Raw genomic sequence first — 15,864 nt, 5'->3', positions numbered from 1 at the left:
TTCGTTCAGCGGCGAGTCGGTCGCCGCTGGTTTGATCGTTTTGTCTGTTCTGACTGGCCTCGTAGCGGCGCGGTTCGCTCTCGGCTGCCTCACGTTCCACCTATAAGGATAAGAATCATGTTTAGCTGGTATCGCCAAGTCACTCCTCGGGAGCGCAAGACGTTTTGGGCCTGCTTCGGCGGATGGTCGCTCGATGCGCTGGAAGTACAAATGTTCGGCCTGGCGATTCCGGCGTTGATCGCCGCGTTCGCCCTGACCAAGGGCGACGCCGGGCTGATCAGTGGTGTCACCCTGGTCACTTCAGCCATTGGTGGCTGGGTAGGGGGGACGTTGTCCGACCGCTACGGCCGGGTACGCACACTTCAGTGGATGATTTTGTGGTTCTCGGTCTTCACCTTTCTGTCCGCGTTCGTGACGGGATTCAATCAGCTCTTGATCGTCAAAGCGCTCCAGGGTTTTGGCATCGGTGGCGAATGGGCTGCCGGCGCAGTGCTGATGGCTGAGACAATCAACCCTCAATATCGCGGCAAGGTCATGGGAACGGTGCAAAGCGCCTGGGCCGTAGGTTGGGGGTTGGCGGTAGGGGTGTTTACGCTGATTTACTCCTTTGTACCCCAGGACATGGCCTGGCGTGTGATGTTCCTGGTCGGATTGCTGCCGTCGTTCCTGATCATCTGGGTACGTCGCAACGTCGAGGAGCCCGACAGCTTCCAGCGCCTGCAAAAAGAAAACGCCATCCCGCAAAGTTTCTTCAAATCCCTGGCCGGCATTTTCCGCCCTGAACTCATCCGCGTGACGCTGTTCGGTGGTCTGTTGGGCCTCGGCGCGCACGGCGGCTACCACGCAGTGATGACCTGGCTGCCGACGTTCCTCAAGACAGAGCGCAACCTGTCGGTGCTGAACTCTGGCGGCTACCTGGCGGTGATTATCTTCGCGTTCTGGTGTGGCTGTGTGGTCAGCGGATTTTTGATCGACCGTATTGGCCGTCGCAAAAACATCGTGTTGTTTGCATTGTGCTGTGTCGTCACCGTGCAGTGCTATGTGTTCCTGCCGCTGACCAATACCCAGATGCTGTTCCTGGGGTTTCCGCTCGGCTTCTTCGCGGCTGGCATTCCGGCGAGTCTTGGTGCGCTGTTCAACGAGTTGTATCCAGCGGACGTGCGCGGCGCCGGTGTCGGTTTCTGCTACAACTTTGGCCGAGTGCTTTCCGCGGTGTTCCCGTTCCTGGTCGGCCATATGAGCGACTCCATGTCCTTGGGGTCTGCAATTGGCATCGACGCAGGGGTCGCCTACGGTGTGGCGGTGATCGCGGCACTTTGCCTGCCGGAAACCCGTGGGCGCAGTCTCGTGGCCTCGACTGCACCGGTGCAAACCACGGTCGACGGCAACGAGACCGCCCGGGCCTGATGACCATTACCTTCGATAGATGAAATCCATGCCTGATACCTGTCCTGCGCCGATCACCGGCATCGACTCCCACGCTCATGTGTTCAGCCGCGAGCTGAACCTGGCCGCTGCACGACGCTATACCCCTGGCTACGACGCCACACTTGCGCAGTATCTGAAGCACTTGCAAGCCCATGGCCTGAGTCATGGTGTATTGGTGCAGCCGAGTTTTCTCGGCACCGACAATAACTACCTGCTGGCTGCGCTGAGGCAGGTGCCGGAGCGATTGCGAGGGGTAGTGGTGCTGGAGCGAGGTGTCAGCCGCGTCATGTTGAACGACATGGCTCGGCTGGGCGTGGTCGGCATTCGCTTGAACCTCATGGGCAAAGCCTTGCCTGACTTTCACGACGCTGCCTGGAAGGACTTCTTCGGCAACATCGCTGAACTGGACTGGCACGTGGAGTTGCACCGCCAGGTGGAGGATTTACCGAAACTGATTCGTCAGCTGATGCCGTTTGGGATCAAACTCGTCATCGATCACTTGGGGCGTCCGGACGCGCGTTTTGGCCTTGATCAGCCAGGTTTTTCCGAGGTGCTGGAACTGGGGCTGAGCGGGCAAGTGTGGATGAAGGTGTCCGGTATCTATCGACTGGAAGGTACGCCACAACAGAACCTCGAGTTTGCCCGGATGGCGTTACCGCTGCTGGAGCAGAGCTTCGGCCGTCGCCGTTTGGTGTGGGGCAGCGACTGGCCGCATACGCAACATGAAGAAGGCGTCGGTTTCGATACGGTGATCGATCAACTTCAAGCACTGGAGTGCTCGACGGAGCTTATGCGTGCGCTGCTGGTGGACTCGCCACGGATGTTATTCGGGTTTGCAAAAGGCGAAAGCTGAAACTTACGCGTAAGTTTCTGGCTACTTCAGACCTTCCTTAGTTGTAGAGTAGGTAGGAAGGGATGAAGGAGCATATTAATAGCTCAACTAAATAGTCATTTAGTTGAGCTATATTCTTCCCGTTTACTGGCGTTGTTTTAAGTACTCGATAAACGGCTCGATATCAGAGGAGCACAGCAGATGTGCAACGCTGCGTACCTCGGTCTCAGGCCAATACCACCAGGCGGATTCTTCCAAGACCTGGCGAACAGGCTCATCAAAACGCCAACGGATAAACTTGGCGGGATTTCCGCCTACTATGGAATAGGGCGCGACATCTTTGGTCACCAGCGCACCGGCCGCCACAACGGCGCCATCGCCAATGGTGATACCCGAAAGAATCTTTGCATGGGAACTGATCCAGCAATCATTGCCGATCACGACGTCGCCATTGCTGCCGCCGAAGTCAGTGATGTAGGCAACTTCTTCGACCTTGGCGGGAAACGGATAACAGCTTAGCCAGTCGACGCGATGATGACCGCCCAGATAGACTTCGACGTTACCGGCAATCGACGTATAAGCGCCTACACGCAATGTGGTTCCTTCATGCCAGTCATGTACCTTGAGATCGCCATAGGTGCCAATTCCAAAGCTGAATTGCGGATAACGGTTGCGCAGTTTTTGTGTTGCACGCTCAAGCTTCGGCAGTGCACGCAGCGCTTTGCGTTCCTGACGATCGCGCCAGATGCGCAGTAGCTTCATGGGAAGAACCTTATTCAAACGTTGGAATGGGACGTTATCCTGAAGAATGAAAAACGGGGTTGCAAGCGAGCAAGTGAAATGGAGGGTTTGTTTTTTCGGCCTGTTGGGCCTCAGGTCTGAGGGCGAGAGGCAGCGCCAGGCATAAAATCTGACCACAACAGGCCCACAGTTCTGCATGTGTAGGTTCGCATAATGTATATTATGTTAAATCATGTGCCATGTTAGGAAGCCGCGGATTCGCGCTGTCCATTTCCACTTACCCCTAGTCGCTTTTCCACAAAACCCCGGTTGCTGAAAAATCAGCGCTGTTGGCGCTCCATTCTCACACCCGCCCTTAGGTCGCCCTGTCACGGAATCTCCGTTTCCGTATCTGAAGCTTTGGTGACTGGCTAGCACCCAGCACGTCTGCTAAACGTAAATGCACCACGCAAAGATTCTAGCGCGGGTTCACCAATGACGCGGCCATTCATCCCCAATCTTTCCTCCCTACAGTCATTGGCGGCCTATTTGCATCCAGGGGCTAGAAAAGATGCTCAAGTATTGATAGCGGCGAATGTGGACTAGCAGATACATCGCCGATACCGGCCTCTTTCGGCTTACGGCAGAAATTATTTACCTTGCACCACTCGAACATGTGCATGGCTGATGGCTTTGTAGACACGCATCAATCTTAAAAGCGGCCACCAGTCATATAGAAAAATCTGCAGCGGTCGCCACATTGCCACCCAGCCAACGATCATCAGGCTTTCGCGCGCTGTGCCGACTACAGCGCCAGTGCCCAGTTGGCCAATGACATCGACTGCAATCAGGCAAAGGGTAACAAAGGCGATGCCGATCACCAGGCTGATGCGGCCATCTCGAAGGAGGTGTTTTAACTCACTGCGCGTGAGGCCTGCCTTATGATCAAAGTAATTGTGGATTGCCTCGATCATGATCGCACTTGGATCGCCCTCTGCTGGTAGGTGCTCAAGGTGGATTGTGATACGAAGCCGGCTGTCCGACGAAAATTCCGCCGCCCAAGTCTCAATGAACGCTTCAGCTTCGCGATCGAGATCCTTGTTAAGAAAAGGTGTCGGATCCATCGAGTTAAACAACTGCCCAAGCTCGCGTACTCGAAGTTGAAGGTGATGCTCTGGTTTTTTTCTCATGGCACTTACCGATTGTGACGACTACGTCAGCGCTAACCTGACACGGCCTATCACAACAAGACAACTCTATCGATGCTGCCCTATCGCAGCGCAGCCAAATTGCCGCCGCCAACCTGACGGAAATGTAATCACGCGCGGGCTGATGATGTGACATCTTGCTCGCAAAATGGCAGCTGGCACCGACTCTCTGAAGCGAGCCATGGCCCTACTGTGGCAGCGCTTTCGTATCTGCCTGGACTCCGACTGACTGGATACCCCTCCATGCATTCCAGAACATCAAGACGCACTTTCGTGAAAGCCTTGGCGGCAGGCGGGGTACTCGCAGGCTTTGGGCTGTGGCGCAGCCCGGTGTGGGCAATTACCAGTCCGGGGCAGCCGTATGTGCTCGCTGGCACTCATTTCGATCTGACTATCGGTGAAATGGGGGTGAACTTCACGGGCACGCCCCGCTCCGCCATGACCATCAACGGCAGCCTCCCCGGCCCGATACTGCGCTGGCGCGAGGGCGATACGGTGACGTTGCGGGTCAGGAATCGGCTCAAGGAAAACACCTCGATCCATTGGCACGGCATCATTCTGCCGGTGAACATGGACGGTGTACCGGGTCTGAGTTTTCACGGCATCGAACCGGGCGGCCTGTACGTTTATTCGTTCAAGGTCAAACAGAACGGCACCTACTGGTATCACAGTCATTCCGGGTTCCAGGAGCAGGTCGGCGTCTACGGCCCTTTGGTCATCGATGCAAAGGATCCCGAACCCTTCAGCTATGACCGCGACTATGTGGTGATGCTGTCCGACTGGACGGATGAAGACCCAGCGCGGGTCATGAAGAAACTCAAGAAACAATCCAGCTACTACAACCTGCACAAGCGCACCGTCGGCGACTTCATTGATGACGTCAGCAAGAACGGTTGGTCTGCCACCGTCGCGGATCGGAAAATGTGGGCTGAAATGAACATGAACCCCACCGATCTTGCCGACGTTAGCGGCGCCACCTACACCTACTTGCTCAACGGACAGGCTCCCGACAGCAACTGGACAGGCATTTTCAAGCCCGGCGAACGGCTGCGCCTGAGGTTCATCAACGGCTCGGCGATGAGCTACTTTGACGTACGTATTCCTGGGCTGAAAATGACTGTCGTCGCCGCAGACGGGCAGTACGTGAAACCGGTGAGCGTCGATGAGTTCCGCATCGCCGTGGCCGAAACCTTTGATGTGATCGTCGACCCCACTGAAAATGCATACACCTTGTTCGCCCAGTCGATGGATCGCACCGGTTTCGCGAGAGGCACATTGGCTGTACATGAAGGGCTCTCGGCCCCTGTGCCGCCCCTGGATCCACGTCCGTTGATCACGATGAGCGACATGGGCATGGGGGATATGGCCGGCATGGATCATGGCGATATGACGGGTATGACCCAGGACTCGATGCAAGGCATGGAGAGTATGGATCACAGCCAAATGGCGGCCGGCGAGGACAACGGCATGCAGGGTATGACGGGCATGGACGGTGGATCGATGCAGAGCATGGATCACAGTCAGACGCCAGGCTCGGCAGACACGTCGGGGCACTCGATGCCGGGCATGAGCAGCATGGACTCGATGGAGCCTCACCCGGCCTCGGAAGCGAATAACCCGCTGGTCGACATGCAGACGATGAGTCCCACACCGAAACTCAACGATCCTGGCATGGGACTGAGAAACAACGGTCGCCGGGTGCTGACCTACTCAGACCTGAAGAGCACCTTCCAGGATCCCGATGGTCGGGAACCCAGCCGCACCATCACGCTGCACCTGACTGGACACATGGAAAAGTTCTCGTGGTCTTTTGACGGCGTCAAATTCGCGGACGCCGAACCACTTCATCTCAAATATGGAGAGCGCATCCGAGTGGTTCTAGTCAACGACACCATGATGATGCATCCCATTCATCTGCATGGCATGTGGAGTGATCTGGAGGATGAAAACGGTGATTTCATGGTTCGCAAACACACCATCGACATGCCGCCCGGCACCAAACGCAGCTACCGCGTGACCGCCGACGCCCTGGGGCGATGGGCGTACCACTGCCACCTGATGTACCACATGGAAATGGGCATGTTCCGCGAAGTCCGTGTACAAGAGTAGGAGCCAGACATGAACTTCGATAGAACCGCTAAACCGCTACTCGCCGGCCTGGCCATCCTCGGGATGGGTGTCATGACGCTTGCTTATGGGCAGACCGAGCCAATGCAAGGTATGGACGGCAACCAGATGCAGGGTATGAAACCCGCAGCGCCCCAGCAAAGCCGTACACCCATTCCGGCGCTCACCGATGCCGATCGCGCGGCGGTGTTTGAAAGCCATGCCGGCCACCAGATGCACGACAGCGCCATCAACTCATTTTTCCTGATCGATCAACTCGAATGGCAAGACGCTGACAAGGGCAGCGCATTACGTTGGGAAGCCAACGGCTGGATTGGCGGCGACACGGATCGTCTCTGGCTGCGTACCGAAGGCGAGCGAACCAATGGCGTGACCGAAAGCGCTGAGCTTCAGGCACTCTGGGGACACGCCGTCAGTCCCTGGTGGGACGTGGTCAGTGGTGTGCGACAAGACTTCAAACCTGGCGCACCGCAGACCTGGGCGGCGCTGGGGCTGCAAGGCATGGCGCTCTACGACTTTGAAACTCAAGCCACCGCTTACCTGGGCGAGGCCGGCCAGACCGCGCTGCGGCTCAAGGGTGACTACGATATTTTGCTGACCAACCGTTTGATTCTGCAACCCACTGCAGAAATCAACCTCTATGGCAAAAACGACCCGCAACGGGCCACAGGCTCAGGGCTGTCGGACACCGAGGTCGGCCTGAGACTGCGCTATGAAGTACGCCGCGAGTTCGCACCTTACATCGGCGTGACCTGGAACCGCGCCTACGGCAAAACGGCGGATTACCGCCTCGAAGAAGGCGAAGACCAGAGCGATACGCGCTTTGTCGTCGGTGTGCGAATGTGGTTCTAAACCTGACCGAAAGATACATCCATTCTAACAGTAACACCCCACCCACGGCCCAGGCCGTCAGGAGCCTTGCATGTCATCGTTTAAAGCCCTCGGTGCTGTCGCTGCACTCAGCATCGGTTTGTTGTTGAGCACTGCCGCCCAGGCGCATCCAAAACTACTGTCCTCCACCCCGGTCGATGGCGCCACCGTGGCTGCACCGGCAAAAATCGAACTGAGTTTCTCGGAAAAGCTCACCACCCAGTTTTCCGGCGCGAAATTGATCATGACCGAAATGCCGGGCATGTCCGCCCACTCCCCCATGGGTGTCAAAGCGAGTGTCGCGGGTAGCGACGATCCGAAAATGATGGTCATCACCCCGGCAGCGCCGCTCACACCTGGCACATACAAGGTCGAGTGGAGGGCGGTTTCTTCCGATACCCACCCGATCACAGGTACCGTGACCTTTAAAGTCAAGTGATCCATGGACGACTCCATCTACATTAGCCTTCGCTTCGCGCTCTATATCGACTTGATGCTGCTCTTCGGGCTGGCACTGTTTGGCCTGTACAGTCTCAGAGGAAAGGAACGTGCAGACGGCGCCGTGTTGAATTTTGGGTCGTTGCTGGTGGGAACTGCCCTTATCGGCATACTGCTATCGATGGTGGCCATGCTACAGATGGCCAAGACGATGAGCGGCGTGTCCAGCGTCATGGAGCTGCATCACCACATCCTGCAGATGATGTTGATGGACACTGACGTCGGGTTGACCTGGATGGTTCGAATAGCCTCATTGACCTTGGCGGCCATCGCCGCGACTCTCAATCGACGAAGCCCGGCATTGAGCCTCTGGCTGGCCACATTGTGTGGGGCCATCGCCCTCGCGACGCTCGCCTGGACGGGACATGGCGCCATGGATGAAGGCAGTCGACGCTACCTGCACTTCACCAGCGATATTGTCCATCTTCTGGGTGCAGGCAGTTGGTTGGGCGCTCTCGCTGCATTTGCGCTGTTATTGCGCTCAACCAACCTCACAGGCGATCTGCAGATACGGTTGCTGGCTCGAACGCTGATTGGTTTCGAATCAGCGGGGACGCTTATCGTCGCAACCCTGACTATCACCGGGATCGTCAACTATCTGATGGTTGTCGGGCCAGCATTCGAGACATTGACCTCCAGCACGTATGGGGCCCTGCTGTCTTTGAAGGTCTTCTTGTTCGCGGGGATGCTGGTATTTGCGGCGGTAAACCGCTTTCACCTGAGCCCGCTGCTTGAGCGATCCATTCAGGCAGATACTCACACCGTCGCGATCAACGCTTTACGGCGCAGCATGATTCTAGAGTTCTCGGTCGCGGTGATCATTATGGGCCTGGTTGCCTGGCTCGGCACACTCAGCCCGGAGATGGAGATGTCCGCTGAGTCCCCATGAAGTGAATGATGAGCGACCAGCTCCGGGACAAACCACACTGCTCAATTCTGAGCCTGCCAAGTTCTGCCAGATTTTCAACCAGGTCCCAAAGCATGTTTTTTTGAACTAGCATCCATCAGCCTCTCATGCATGCTGATAAAGCGGCACCGTTCATTCATTCTTCCAGAAGCTGCTTGCGGATATCCAGCAGTTCTTGGTGACGCTCCTCACTGGTCTTTGGATATGACATTTTCAGCCCATCCAGCACATCTGAAAATATCTGAGATACGATCAGTCGGGCATTTTTCTTGTCATCGGCAGGCACAACATACCAAGGCGTCTCAGTCGTGCTCGTTGCACTAAGGCATTTTTCGTAGGCCTGCATATAGTCTTTCCAATACTTGCGTTCCTCGATATCCGCCGCACTGAATTTCCAGTTTTTTTCCGGCTTGTCGATGCGATCCAGGAAGCGTTTTCGTTGCTCTTCTTTCGACAGATGGAGAAAAAATTTGATGATGCGCGTTCCGTTACCTGTCAGGTGGCGCTCCAAATTGGAGATCGAACGATATCGCTCCCGCCAGACAGTACTATTGTTTTCAAGAGCATCCGGGAGGCCCTCGCTTCGGAGAATTTCCGGATGGACACGGGCTATCAATACCTCCTCATAGTACGACCGATTGAATATGCCAATCTGTCCGCGTCCCGGTAGGTTGCGTGTGGTTCGCCATAGAAAATCGTGCTCCAGTTCTGCCGCGCTGGGATGCTTGAAGCTGAATACCTGGCAACCTTGCGGATTCACCCCTGACATCACATGTTTGATGGCACCGTCTTTTCCTGCCGCATCCATCGCCTGGAAAATCAGCAGAATGGCATAGCGATTGGATGCGTAAAGAAGCTGTTGCTGCGCGCTCAATTGCGCAACATGCGCTCTCAGAAGTTTGCGATATTGTTGCTTTGACTTGTAGAAAGGTTCCACTTTGGTCGGCCACTTATGGAGATTGACCTTGTCGCCTTCCCGTACTCTAAAATCCGCCGAATTTATTTTCATATTCCGCCTTTCGGTGCCGCCGCCGCGGTGACTGGTTGTCTTGAAGCTGCATTGGCAACTCGCCATCTGCTCAACGCAACCTTCAAAGTGTCGTTCAGAATTAGACTGGAGACTAGCGCATAACCAAATATTGCGAGCATCTGCCATCCTGGCAATACGTTGGGCCTGGTGACAGCAGTCGTCTGGCGCCCTCCTCCGCTGCGCCAGCCGCTAAGCCCGGCGGCCACGCACCAACTCAATGCCAGTGACGCGTGCCCACCCTTCACTACAGGTCGACCTTACTGGCGGCGGCACTGTCGAGCGTGGCGGCCACGCCCATTTTGCGCACAATATCGCGGATCGCCCGTTGCGCAGCCGCGTCGTCACGCAGCGCCACCACCAGCAACCGCGTCACCTTGTCACCCGTTATCGCCTGCGTGGCTTCGCGCCGGCTGGTCAAGCCGAGGATACGCAGCTGTTCCTCAAGGTTCTTCAAGCGCGTCTCGTTGCCATAGGTACCAAGATCCAAGCGCAGCCCTTCACCTGCCGACAGCCCCGTTACCACGGGCCGGGGCGTCCAGCACCAGGCAATCTGGGTCGGCGGTTGAATACTCGCGACACCCTGTTCGACCGGTGAACCGAGGGCAGCCAGCCGCACATTCGTCGCGGCGGCCTGGGTATCCATCGCCGCCAACTGTTCGGCGGTGGCACTCAAGCGTGCGTCGATGAGATTGGCCTGGCGCTGCATTTGGTCGGCCTGGTCGTACTTGTCCAGCAACACCTGTTCGCCTTCCTGGCGGTACGTCAGTTGGATGCCGATGAGATTCTCACTGCCCATCAAATTGCGCTGGCCGGGGAAATCGTCGGCGCTGAAGGTGTGTTGCCCACCGTTGAACAGCCGCAGGAAGTCCACGAACGCGCGGTCTCCGGTCCAGTGCCGGGTCAGCTTGAAGTTGGCGAAGCTGATCTCCAGGGCGACATCGGCACAGGCCCCCGGCGCCCAGACGAAGCTGGCGCTGGTGGGGAAGTTGAAGTTGTCCAGTACCGTCGAACGGCCACTGCATTGCAGCGTCAGGCGCGTCTGCTGGGGCAGCGAACGGGCACCGAGGTTGACCTGCGACGGCGCGGCGGACAGTTCCACCACCGCCGCGGTGGCCTGCAGTATGGCGATGCTCTGCTTGAGCTCCGCCCGTTGCGCCACAAGGCCTTTTTGCTCGGCTTCCAGTGCCTGTCGGCTTTGCTGCTCCGTGGCCTGCTGGGCCTGACTCTGTCGCTCGGCACCGAGCAGATCGTTGCGCGCATGCTGCATGCGGCTGACATAGGCGTAGAACGCACCGGTCAGCGGAATTTGCACACCCAGCGCCTCCCGTCCGCTGTAGCGCAGGACATCGCGTTGCACGAAGGTTTTCACCGCTCCGCTCATAAAGGCCGGCAGTTGACCGCGCTCGCCGTACAGCAACTCGTTGAGCATGACCGGGTCCTGCACGCCCTGAATCGAGCTGAGCAACTGCCCGCTCCAGTCGCCTTGCAGGCGGCAGGCCGCCACTTCGGCGGCGTAATGCGAGGAGAAATCCAACTGGCCGGTGGCCAACGCCCAGACCGCATCTTCACGCGGGTCCGGCCCCTTCAGCGCCTGGATCAAGGCGCTGCGCACGCTGTCGGCTTCCCAGAGCGGTGCGGACTTCACCGACGGATCGGCGCCGAAGCCCCAAGTCTCCACGGCCACCTGGAACGCTTGCGCATCGCTTTTCTGCAGATCGGCCACCACACCCTTCATCAACTGCTGGAACCTGGCCAAGGCACGGGCTTGGGTCAACTCGTCGCGCAAGCCGTTGACGCCACTCTCGATCGAACCGCCACTGGCCACGCCCTTGAGCATATCGCCGCCCAGGGCATTGGTGATTTTCAGACTGCCCAGCGCCCCCGCTTCGGCATGCAGATCGTTGTTACTGGCCAGTTCAAGCAAACGATCGAGCGACACCGCGCGGCTCGCCCAAGGTGCCCGCTGCTCGGGCGGGATCAAGGCAAACCGTTCGGCACTGCGATGCAACAGCTTCAGGAACGGATCATTGGGCGTACCGACCACACTCAGGGCCAATTGCCAGTCGCTGCGCGTCTTCAAGCGTGTCTGTGCACTGAGCAGGCTGCCCTGGATAAACCGATACCAGGCGTCCTGGGTATCGCTTTGGTACTGATCGAGGAATTTCACCCGCTGTGTCTTCCACAACGCGCTGTCACGGCTGGCAAGGCCGAGTTCATCCATGAACGCAAAAATCGCGCTGTGCCCTTGCAACGTATAGGCACCGGAAAGACTCAACCCCGGGTTATCGCTATCGCTCCAGTATTCCGTCAGCCGGATCGGTTGCAGATTGCCCTGCAGTTCCGCCCAGGCTTTCAGCCACGTCAGGGGGCGTCCTTCAAGCCCCATGCTCTCCAGTTGGCCCAGCAAGGCGGCGCGTTGGCCCTGCATCTGCGCCATATCGGTTTGCCACTCCAGATAGGAGCGATAGCTGCTCCCCAGGGTGACCAGTTGCCCGGCGCTGGTCGCTTCCTTGGAACCGTAGGTCAGGTTCAGGAAACCTACCTCGGAACCCGGCAGCGGCAAGTTATCCATCGACTGGTTATTCAGGCGAGCATCGAGCAGGTTGATCCGGCGCACGAGGAATTCGGCATAAGCGGCAATCAGCCGTGGATCGCCGCTGTTCAACGCGCCGCGCAGGTTCTGCGAAATGAAACCATCGAATACCGGCGTGCGTATTTCGCTGTCGAACAACCTCACGTAGTCAGAGCGGTAGTGCTCCTGGACCTGTTCGATATGGCGTGAGAACGGCAGCAAACCATGCCATCCGCCCTGCTGCTGGTCAGATAAGCTGATCAACGCTTGGCGAAACCGACGCAGCGCATCCAGGTCGCTCTCCAGCCCACCGTTGAAGTCCTCGGCCGCTGGCGGCTCGTCCAGCGCGTCGGTGAGCACAGCTTGAGTGTGGTGGTCGGCATACACCAGCAATGCGCCAAAGCCGATACACAGCCCCAGCCAGCCGATGACTGCGGCGTGGGCCAACAGCCTGCGCCAGCGATGCCAGCTATCGATGGGTTGATAGGCGTGGCGTTGCGCAGGCAAAAGCCTGCCCAGCAACTCATGACTGAACCAGCCTTCGCTTGTGCCGTCTGCCTCTTGCCCTTGCGCGGTCAGGAACAGCCCGCAGAGCAGCGGCAACTCGCTGTAGGGGTTGGCGTCAAACGCGGGTAACAGCAGATGCTGGAGACGCGAGCGCAGTTCAACGATGCGCTCCGGCAGGCTGAAAGCTTCTTCATCCGGCAGGCCACGCACGCCCAACTCGATGCGCAGGTCGAACAGACGCTGGCCAAGCCCGCTGAACATCTCGTCGAGAAACACCTGCGCCGCCCCCGTGCGCTGTTGGCTGAGCAGGCCAAACGGTTGCTCGCGTTGTGGCGGCGTGAGAGCGCAAGCCCACTGGGTGAAACCCGGCAAGGCTTCGGCACCGGTAATGATGAAATACACCGGCAGACGGGCACCAAAGACCTTCACCAGATCATCCAGGCGGCGGCGCAGATTGTGTCCCTGCTCGGCCAGGCGCGCATCGGAGTCGCTCAACAAGCGCTGGCAGTCGATCACCAGCAGTACACCGTTGAGGGGTTCGCGGCGCCGCGAACGCAGCAGCCAGTACAGCAACCGTCGCCATTCCGGGCCGGCGTCGCTGTTGCCCTCCGCCATGCGGCCGGCGGGGTCAATGATCACGCCACGCTCAAGGAACCACCAATCCAGAGTGCCAGTCGAGGCCGCCGGCTTTCCACCGCGGGTCGAACGCAAGGCCGAGGTCAGCCCGCTGTTGCCCAGCAACCGCCGGGTGCCGCTGCCACTCTCGCCCAGCGTCAGGAACCAGGGCAGCACATACAACGGTGAACCCAATCGACTCAGGCGCGACTGGCGCAACATCTGCACGCCGCTGTTCCAGTCCTGATCAAGCGCCGGCGCTTCATCGCGACGACTCTGGGGCAACTCGCTGTTCATCCGGCGACGCAAGCGCCAGGCATACCAGCGTCGCCCGACCCCGCGCAGGCAAAAAACCACCAACAGCGTCACGATGCAAATCAGCGGCACGTACCACAATGGCCAGCTTTTGTAGAGCGCCAGGCCCCAGAGCAATAGCACGATGCACGCCAGCAGCAGCACCCAGAGCAACAACACCCCTGCTTTCTTCAACATCAGCGCATCTCCAGCAATTGGCTGACTTGTCGACCCAGCGAGAGATCGAAACTGATGTAAAGCACGGTCAACAGAATCAACGGCACCCCGATCAGCAACAGCAGCGAAAGACCGGGCAAGCCCCGGCGCACCACACGCAGGCGCGTTGGCAGGTGGTCCTCGGGTTGTTCGAAGAGATGGCTGTTGGCGTCCAGCGGCACCATCTGCCGATCGAGAATGATCCGCTCCAGGCAAAGCCGACGGTATTGCATCAGTTCACCACCCGGGCGGGTCGCGTAACGCCCCTGGAAACCGCCGAGCAAGGCCAGGCCGAAGACCTCGCGGGCACCGACCGCCGCCTCGGGCAAAGCCTCCAGGCGTTGGAAGAACTCGACACCGGCGCGACTGGTGGAAAAATAGTGGCGCTGCAACGGCGCCCGCCGCCATTCGGCCGCCCCGGGCCATTCGCCGGACATGGCCGCTTCGTCGATCCAGGCGACCACCGCGAACAGCGCCTCGCGCACTTCGGCTTCGGCAAAGTGCAGCTCGCGGGCCCGATTCGCGGCGCTATCGAGCAGCACGATGAGCGCCGGCGCAAGCGTCTCATAGGACTGTGCCGGATCAATGAAGCCGCGCTTGGCAGCCTCGAAACTCGACATCCAGCAGTCAGCCAGGCGGGGATTGATCATGTGCGAACCACCACCAGGTCGATACTCAGGTCAGCCGGCGGCTGGGGCAGGAAGAACGCCGCCTGACGCTCCTGCTGCAGCGTTTCCCAACCCTCGCTCAGCGTTTCCAGGCGGAAGTACAACGCGCCCGCCACCCGCGGCAAGCCTTGGGGCGGAACCTGCAGATAGATCAACTCAACCCCGGGCAAGGCGCGGTTGACCAGGCCTTGCATGACGCTGAGAGCTCCCAGCTTGCCATCCAACGGCAGGCACTCGGCCAGCCACGCCGGATCGACCAGACTGCGCGCCACCAGATAGTAACGATGCCGCGCGCCGAAAAACGCGTCCGGCAATGGAGCCTGATAAAACCCTTCCTGCAGTTGCAGGTGGACCAGCAACTCTGAGCCGATGCTGATCTCATTGAGCTGCTGACCGATCAGGGCCACCAGTGCGATCGTCGCCGCGCCCGCGTCCTCATGCTTGTAGGCCGGCACCAACAGACGGCCATCCGGGGTTTCGCCGAGCATGTCGCAGACATCGGAAAACAGACTCAACTCACCAACAAGTTGGCGCAGGGTGCCGTAAAGCTGCCATGGCGACACCTGCGGGGTTTCCAGCAAATGCGTCAGCAACGGGCCATAGCGATTCAGTACCGCCAGGGCCATCAGGTGGTTGACCTGGGCCGCGTCGAGATCGCCCCGCCGCGACTCCCCCGGCTGCTTGTACACCGACAACTGCCGCGCCCGGCCGACCAGTTCGTCGCGGACTTCGCGCAAGGTTTGCAGGAGCATCGGCGATGCCGCCAGATTGACTGACGGCGGCACGTAGCGTTGGGCCGGCCGGAGGCGATCACCGTCCAGCTCAAGCCGTGCAATCGGCAGCAGCTCGTAGGCGCTCAGATGCTCCAGCTCATCGTCCCAGAACAGCCGCAACACATAGGACATGGGGCGCACCCGCGCTTCCGGGGAGTCGCCGAGACGGTCACCGATCACTTCCGGATCGGCCGCCACGATAAAGCGCGCTTCCGCCCGGGACCCGGCAGACAACGTCTCGAACACTTGCGCGTTGGCGTCGCCCGGCAGCAAGCGGCGTAGCCCCACAAACAGCGTACGGCCGCCACTGAAATCGCCGAGGTCAAGGGTGCGCGACTCCAGCATCGCATTGCCCGGATATTCGGCCAGCGTGCCTTCGGCAAAGCGCACCGACAATTGCTCCAGCAGGCACTGTTTGGCAACCAGCGCGGGCTCGTTGATCTTCAGCGAGATCAAACCCCACGGGTACGGATGGTTCAACTCTGTGGTCCGGGTCAGACGATGCTCGATACGCGCATCGTTCTGTTGAAAATGCTGAGGCTGGAGGAACAAGCCCTGGTGCCAATACAACAACTGATCGATATTCATAGGGCTCGGTT

At 58.8% G+C, this 15,864-nt stretch carries 12 protein-coding genes; 6 read left to right on the top strand and 6 right to left on the bottom strand.

Annotated features, from left to right (window positions below; translation table 11 throughout):
- Positions 1-117 precede the first annotated feature (117 nt).
- Entirely contained in the window at positions 118-1,407 is a 1,290-nt protein-coding gene (locus C5F70_RS09830) for an MFS transporter (protein ID WP_046489496.1), read from the top strand.
- Between the two features lie 28 nt (positions 1,408-1,435).
- The gene (locus C5F70_RS09825) at positions 1,436-2,281 is read left to right on the top strand and encodes an amidohydrolase (RefSeq protein WP_104903207.1); all 846 of its coding nucleotides are present in this window, start codon (positions 1,436-1,438) and stop codon (positions 2,279-2,281) included.
- Positions 2,282-2,404: 123 nt separating this feature from the next.
- Here C5F70_RS09825 and C5F70_RS09820 read toward each other — a convergent pair whose 3' ends face one another.
- Both C5F70_RS09820 and C5F70_RS09815 read right to left on the bottom strand, forming a co-directional pair.
- Entirely contained in the window at positions 2,405-3,022 is a 618-nt protein-coding gene (locus tag C5F70_RS09820) for a CatB-related O-acetyltransferase (protein WP_017846222.1), read from the bottom strand.
- A gap of 608 nt (positions 3,023-3,630) precedes the next feature.
- Positions 3,631-4,170, bottom strand: coding sequence for a hypothetical protein (locus C5F70_RS09815; RefSeq protein ID WP_046489498.1), 540 nt, complete (start codon positions 4,168-4,170; stop codon positions 3,631-3,633).
- Between the two features lie 261 nt (positions 4,171-4,431).
- Between C5F70_RS09815 and C5F70_RS09810 the strand changes: the two genes are divergently transcribed.
- The 4 genes from C5F70_RS09810 to copD all read left to right on the top strand — a co-directional run bounded on the left by C5F70_RS09810 (position 4,432) and on the right by copD (position 8,572).
- A complete protein-coding gene (locus C5F70_RS09810) occupies positions 4,432-6,297 on the top strand; it encodes a copper resistance system multicopper oxidase (protein ID WP_104903206.1) in 1,866 nt (621 codons plus the stop codon).
- 63 nt (positions 6,298-6,360) lie between these two features.
- Positions 6,361-7,167, top strand: coding sequence for a copper resistance protein B (locus tag C5F70_RS09805; RefSeq protein WP_104904550.1), 807 nt, complete (start codon positions 6,361-6,363; stop codon positions 7,165-7,167).
- 70 nt (positions 7,168-7,237) lie between these two features.
- Entirely contained in the window at positions 7,238-7,624 is a 387-nt protein-coding gene (gene copC / locus C5F70_RS09800; protein ID WP_046489501.1) for a copper homeostasis periplasmic binding protein CopC, read from the top strand.
- A 3-nt stretch (positions 7,625-7,627) separates the two neighbouring features.
- Positions 7,628-8,572 (top strand): copper homeostasis membrane protein CopD, encoded by a 945-nt coding sequence (gene copD, locus C5F70_RS09795; protein ID WP_104903205.1) that lies wholly within the window; start codon positions 7,628-7,630, stop codon positions 8,570-8,572.
- 154 nt (positions 8,573-8,726) lie between these two features.
- Here copD and C5F70_RS09790 read toward each other — a convergent pair whose 3' ends face one another.
- The 4 genes from C5F70_RS09790 to tssK all read right to left on the bottom strand — a co-directional run bounded on the left by C5F70_RS09790 (position 8,727) and on the right by tssK (position 15,853).
- Positions 8,727-9,599, bottom strand: coding sequence for an ADP-polyphosphate phosphotransferase (locus tag C5F70_RS09790; RefSeq protein WP_104903204.1), 873 nt, complete (start codon positions 9,597-9,599; stop codon positions 8,727-8,729).
- A gap of 265 nt (positions 9,600-9,864) precedes the next feature.
- The gene (locus tag C5F70_RS09785) at positions 9,865-13,806 is read right to left on the bottom strand and encodes a type VI secretion protein IcmF/TssM N-terminal domain-containing protein (RefSeq protein WP_104903203.1); all 3,942 of its coding nucleotides are present in this window, start codon (positions 13,804-13,806) and stop codon (positions 9,865-9,867) included.
- Complete coding sequence (locus C5F70_RS09780; RefSeq protein WP_104903202.1) at positions 13,806-14,474, bottom strand: DotU family type IV/VI secretion system protein; 669 nt, start codon at positions 14,472-14,474, stop codon at positions 13,806-13,808. Before C5F70_RS09780 ends, C5F70_RS09785 begins: the two co-directional genes overlap by 1 nt.
- A complete protein-coding gene (tssK, locus tag C5F70_RS09775; RefSeq protein ID WP_104903201.1) occupies positions 14,471-15,853 on the bottom strand; it encodes a type VI secretion system baseplate subunit TssK in 1,383 nt (460 codons plus the stop codon). Before tssK ends, C5F70_RS09780 begins: the two co-directional genes overlap by 4 nt.
- Between the last annotated feature and the right edge of the window lie 11 nt (positions 15,854-15,864).

Source organism: Pseudomonas sp. LH1G9 (assembly GCF_002949975.1).
GTDB lineage: Bacteria > Pseudomonadota > Gammaproteobacteria > Pseudomonadales > Pseudomonadaceae > Aquipseudomonas > Aquipseudomonas veronii.
This window is presented reverse-complemented; position numbering and strand designations above follow the sequence as displayed.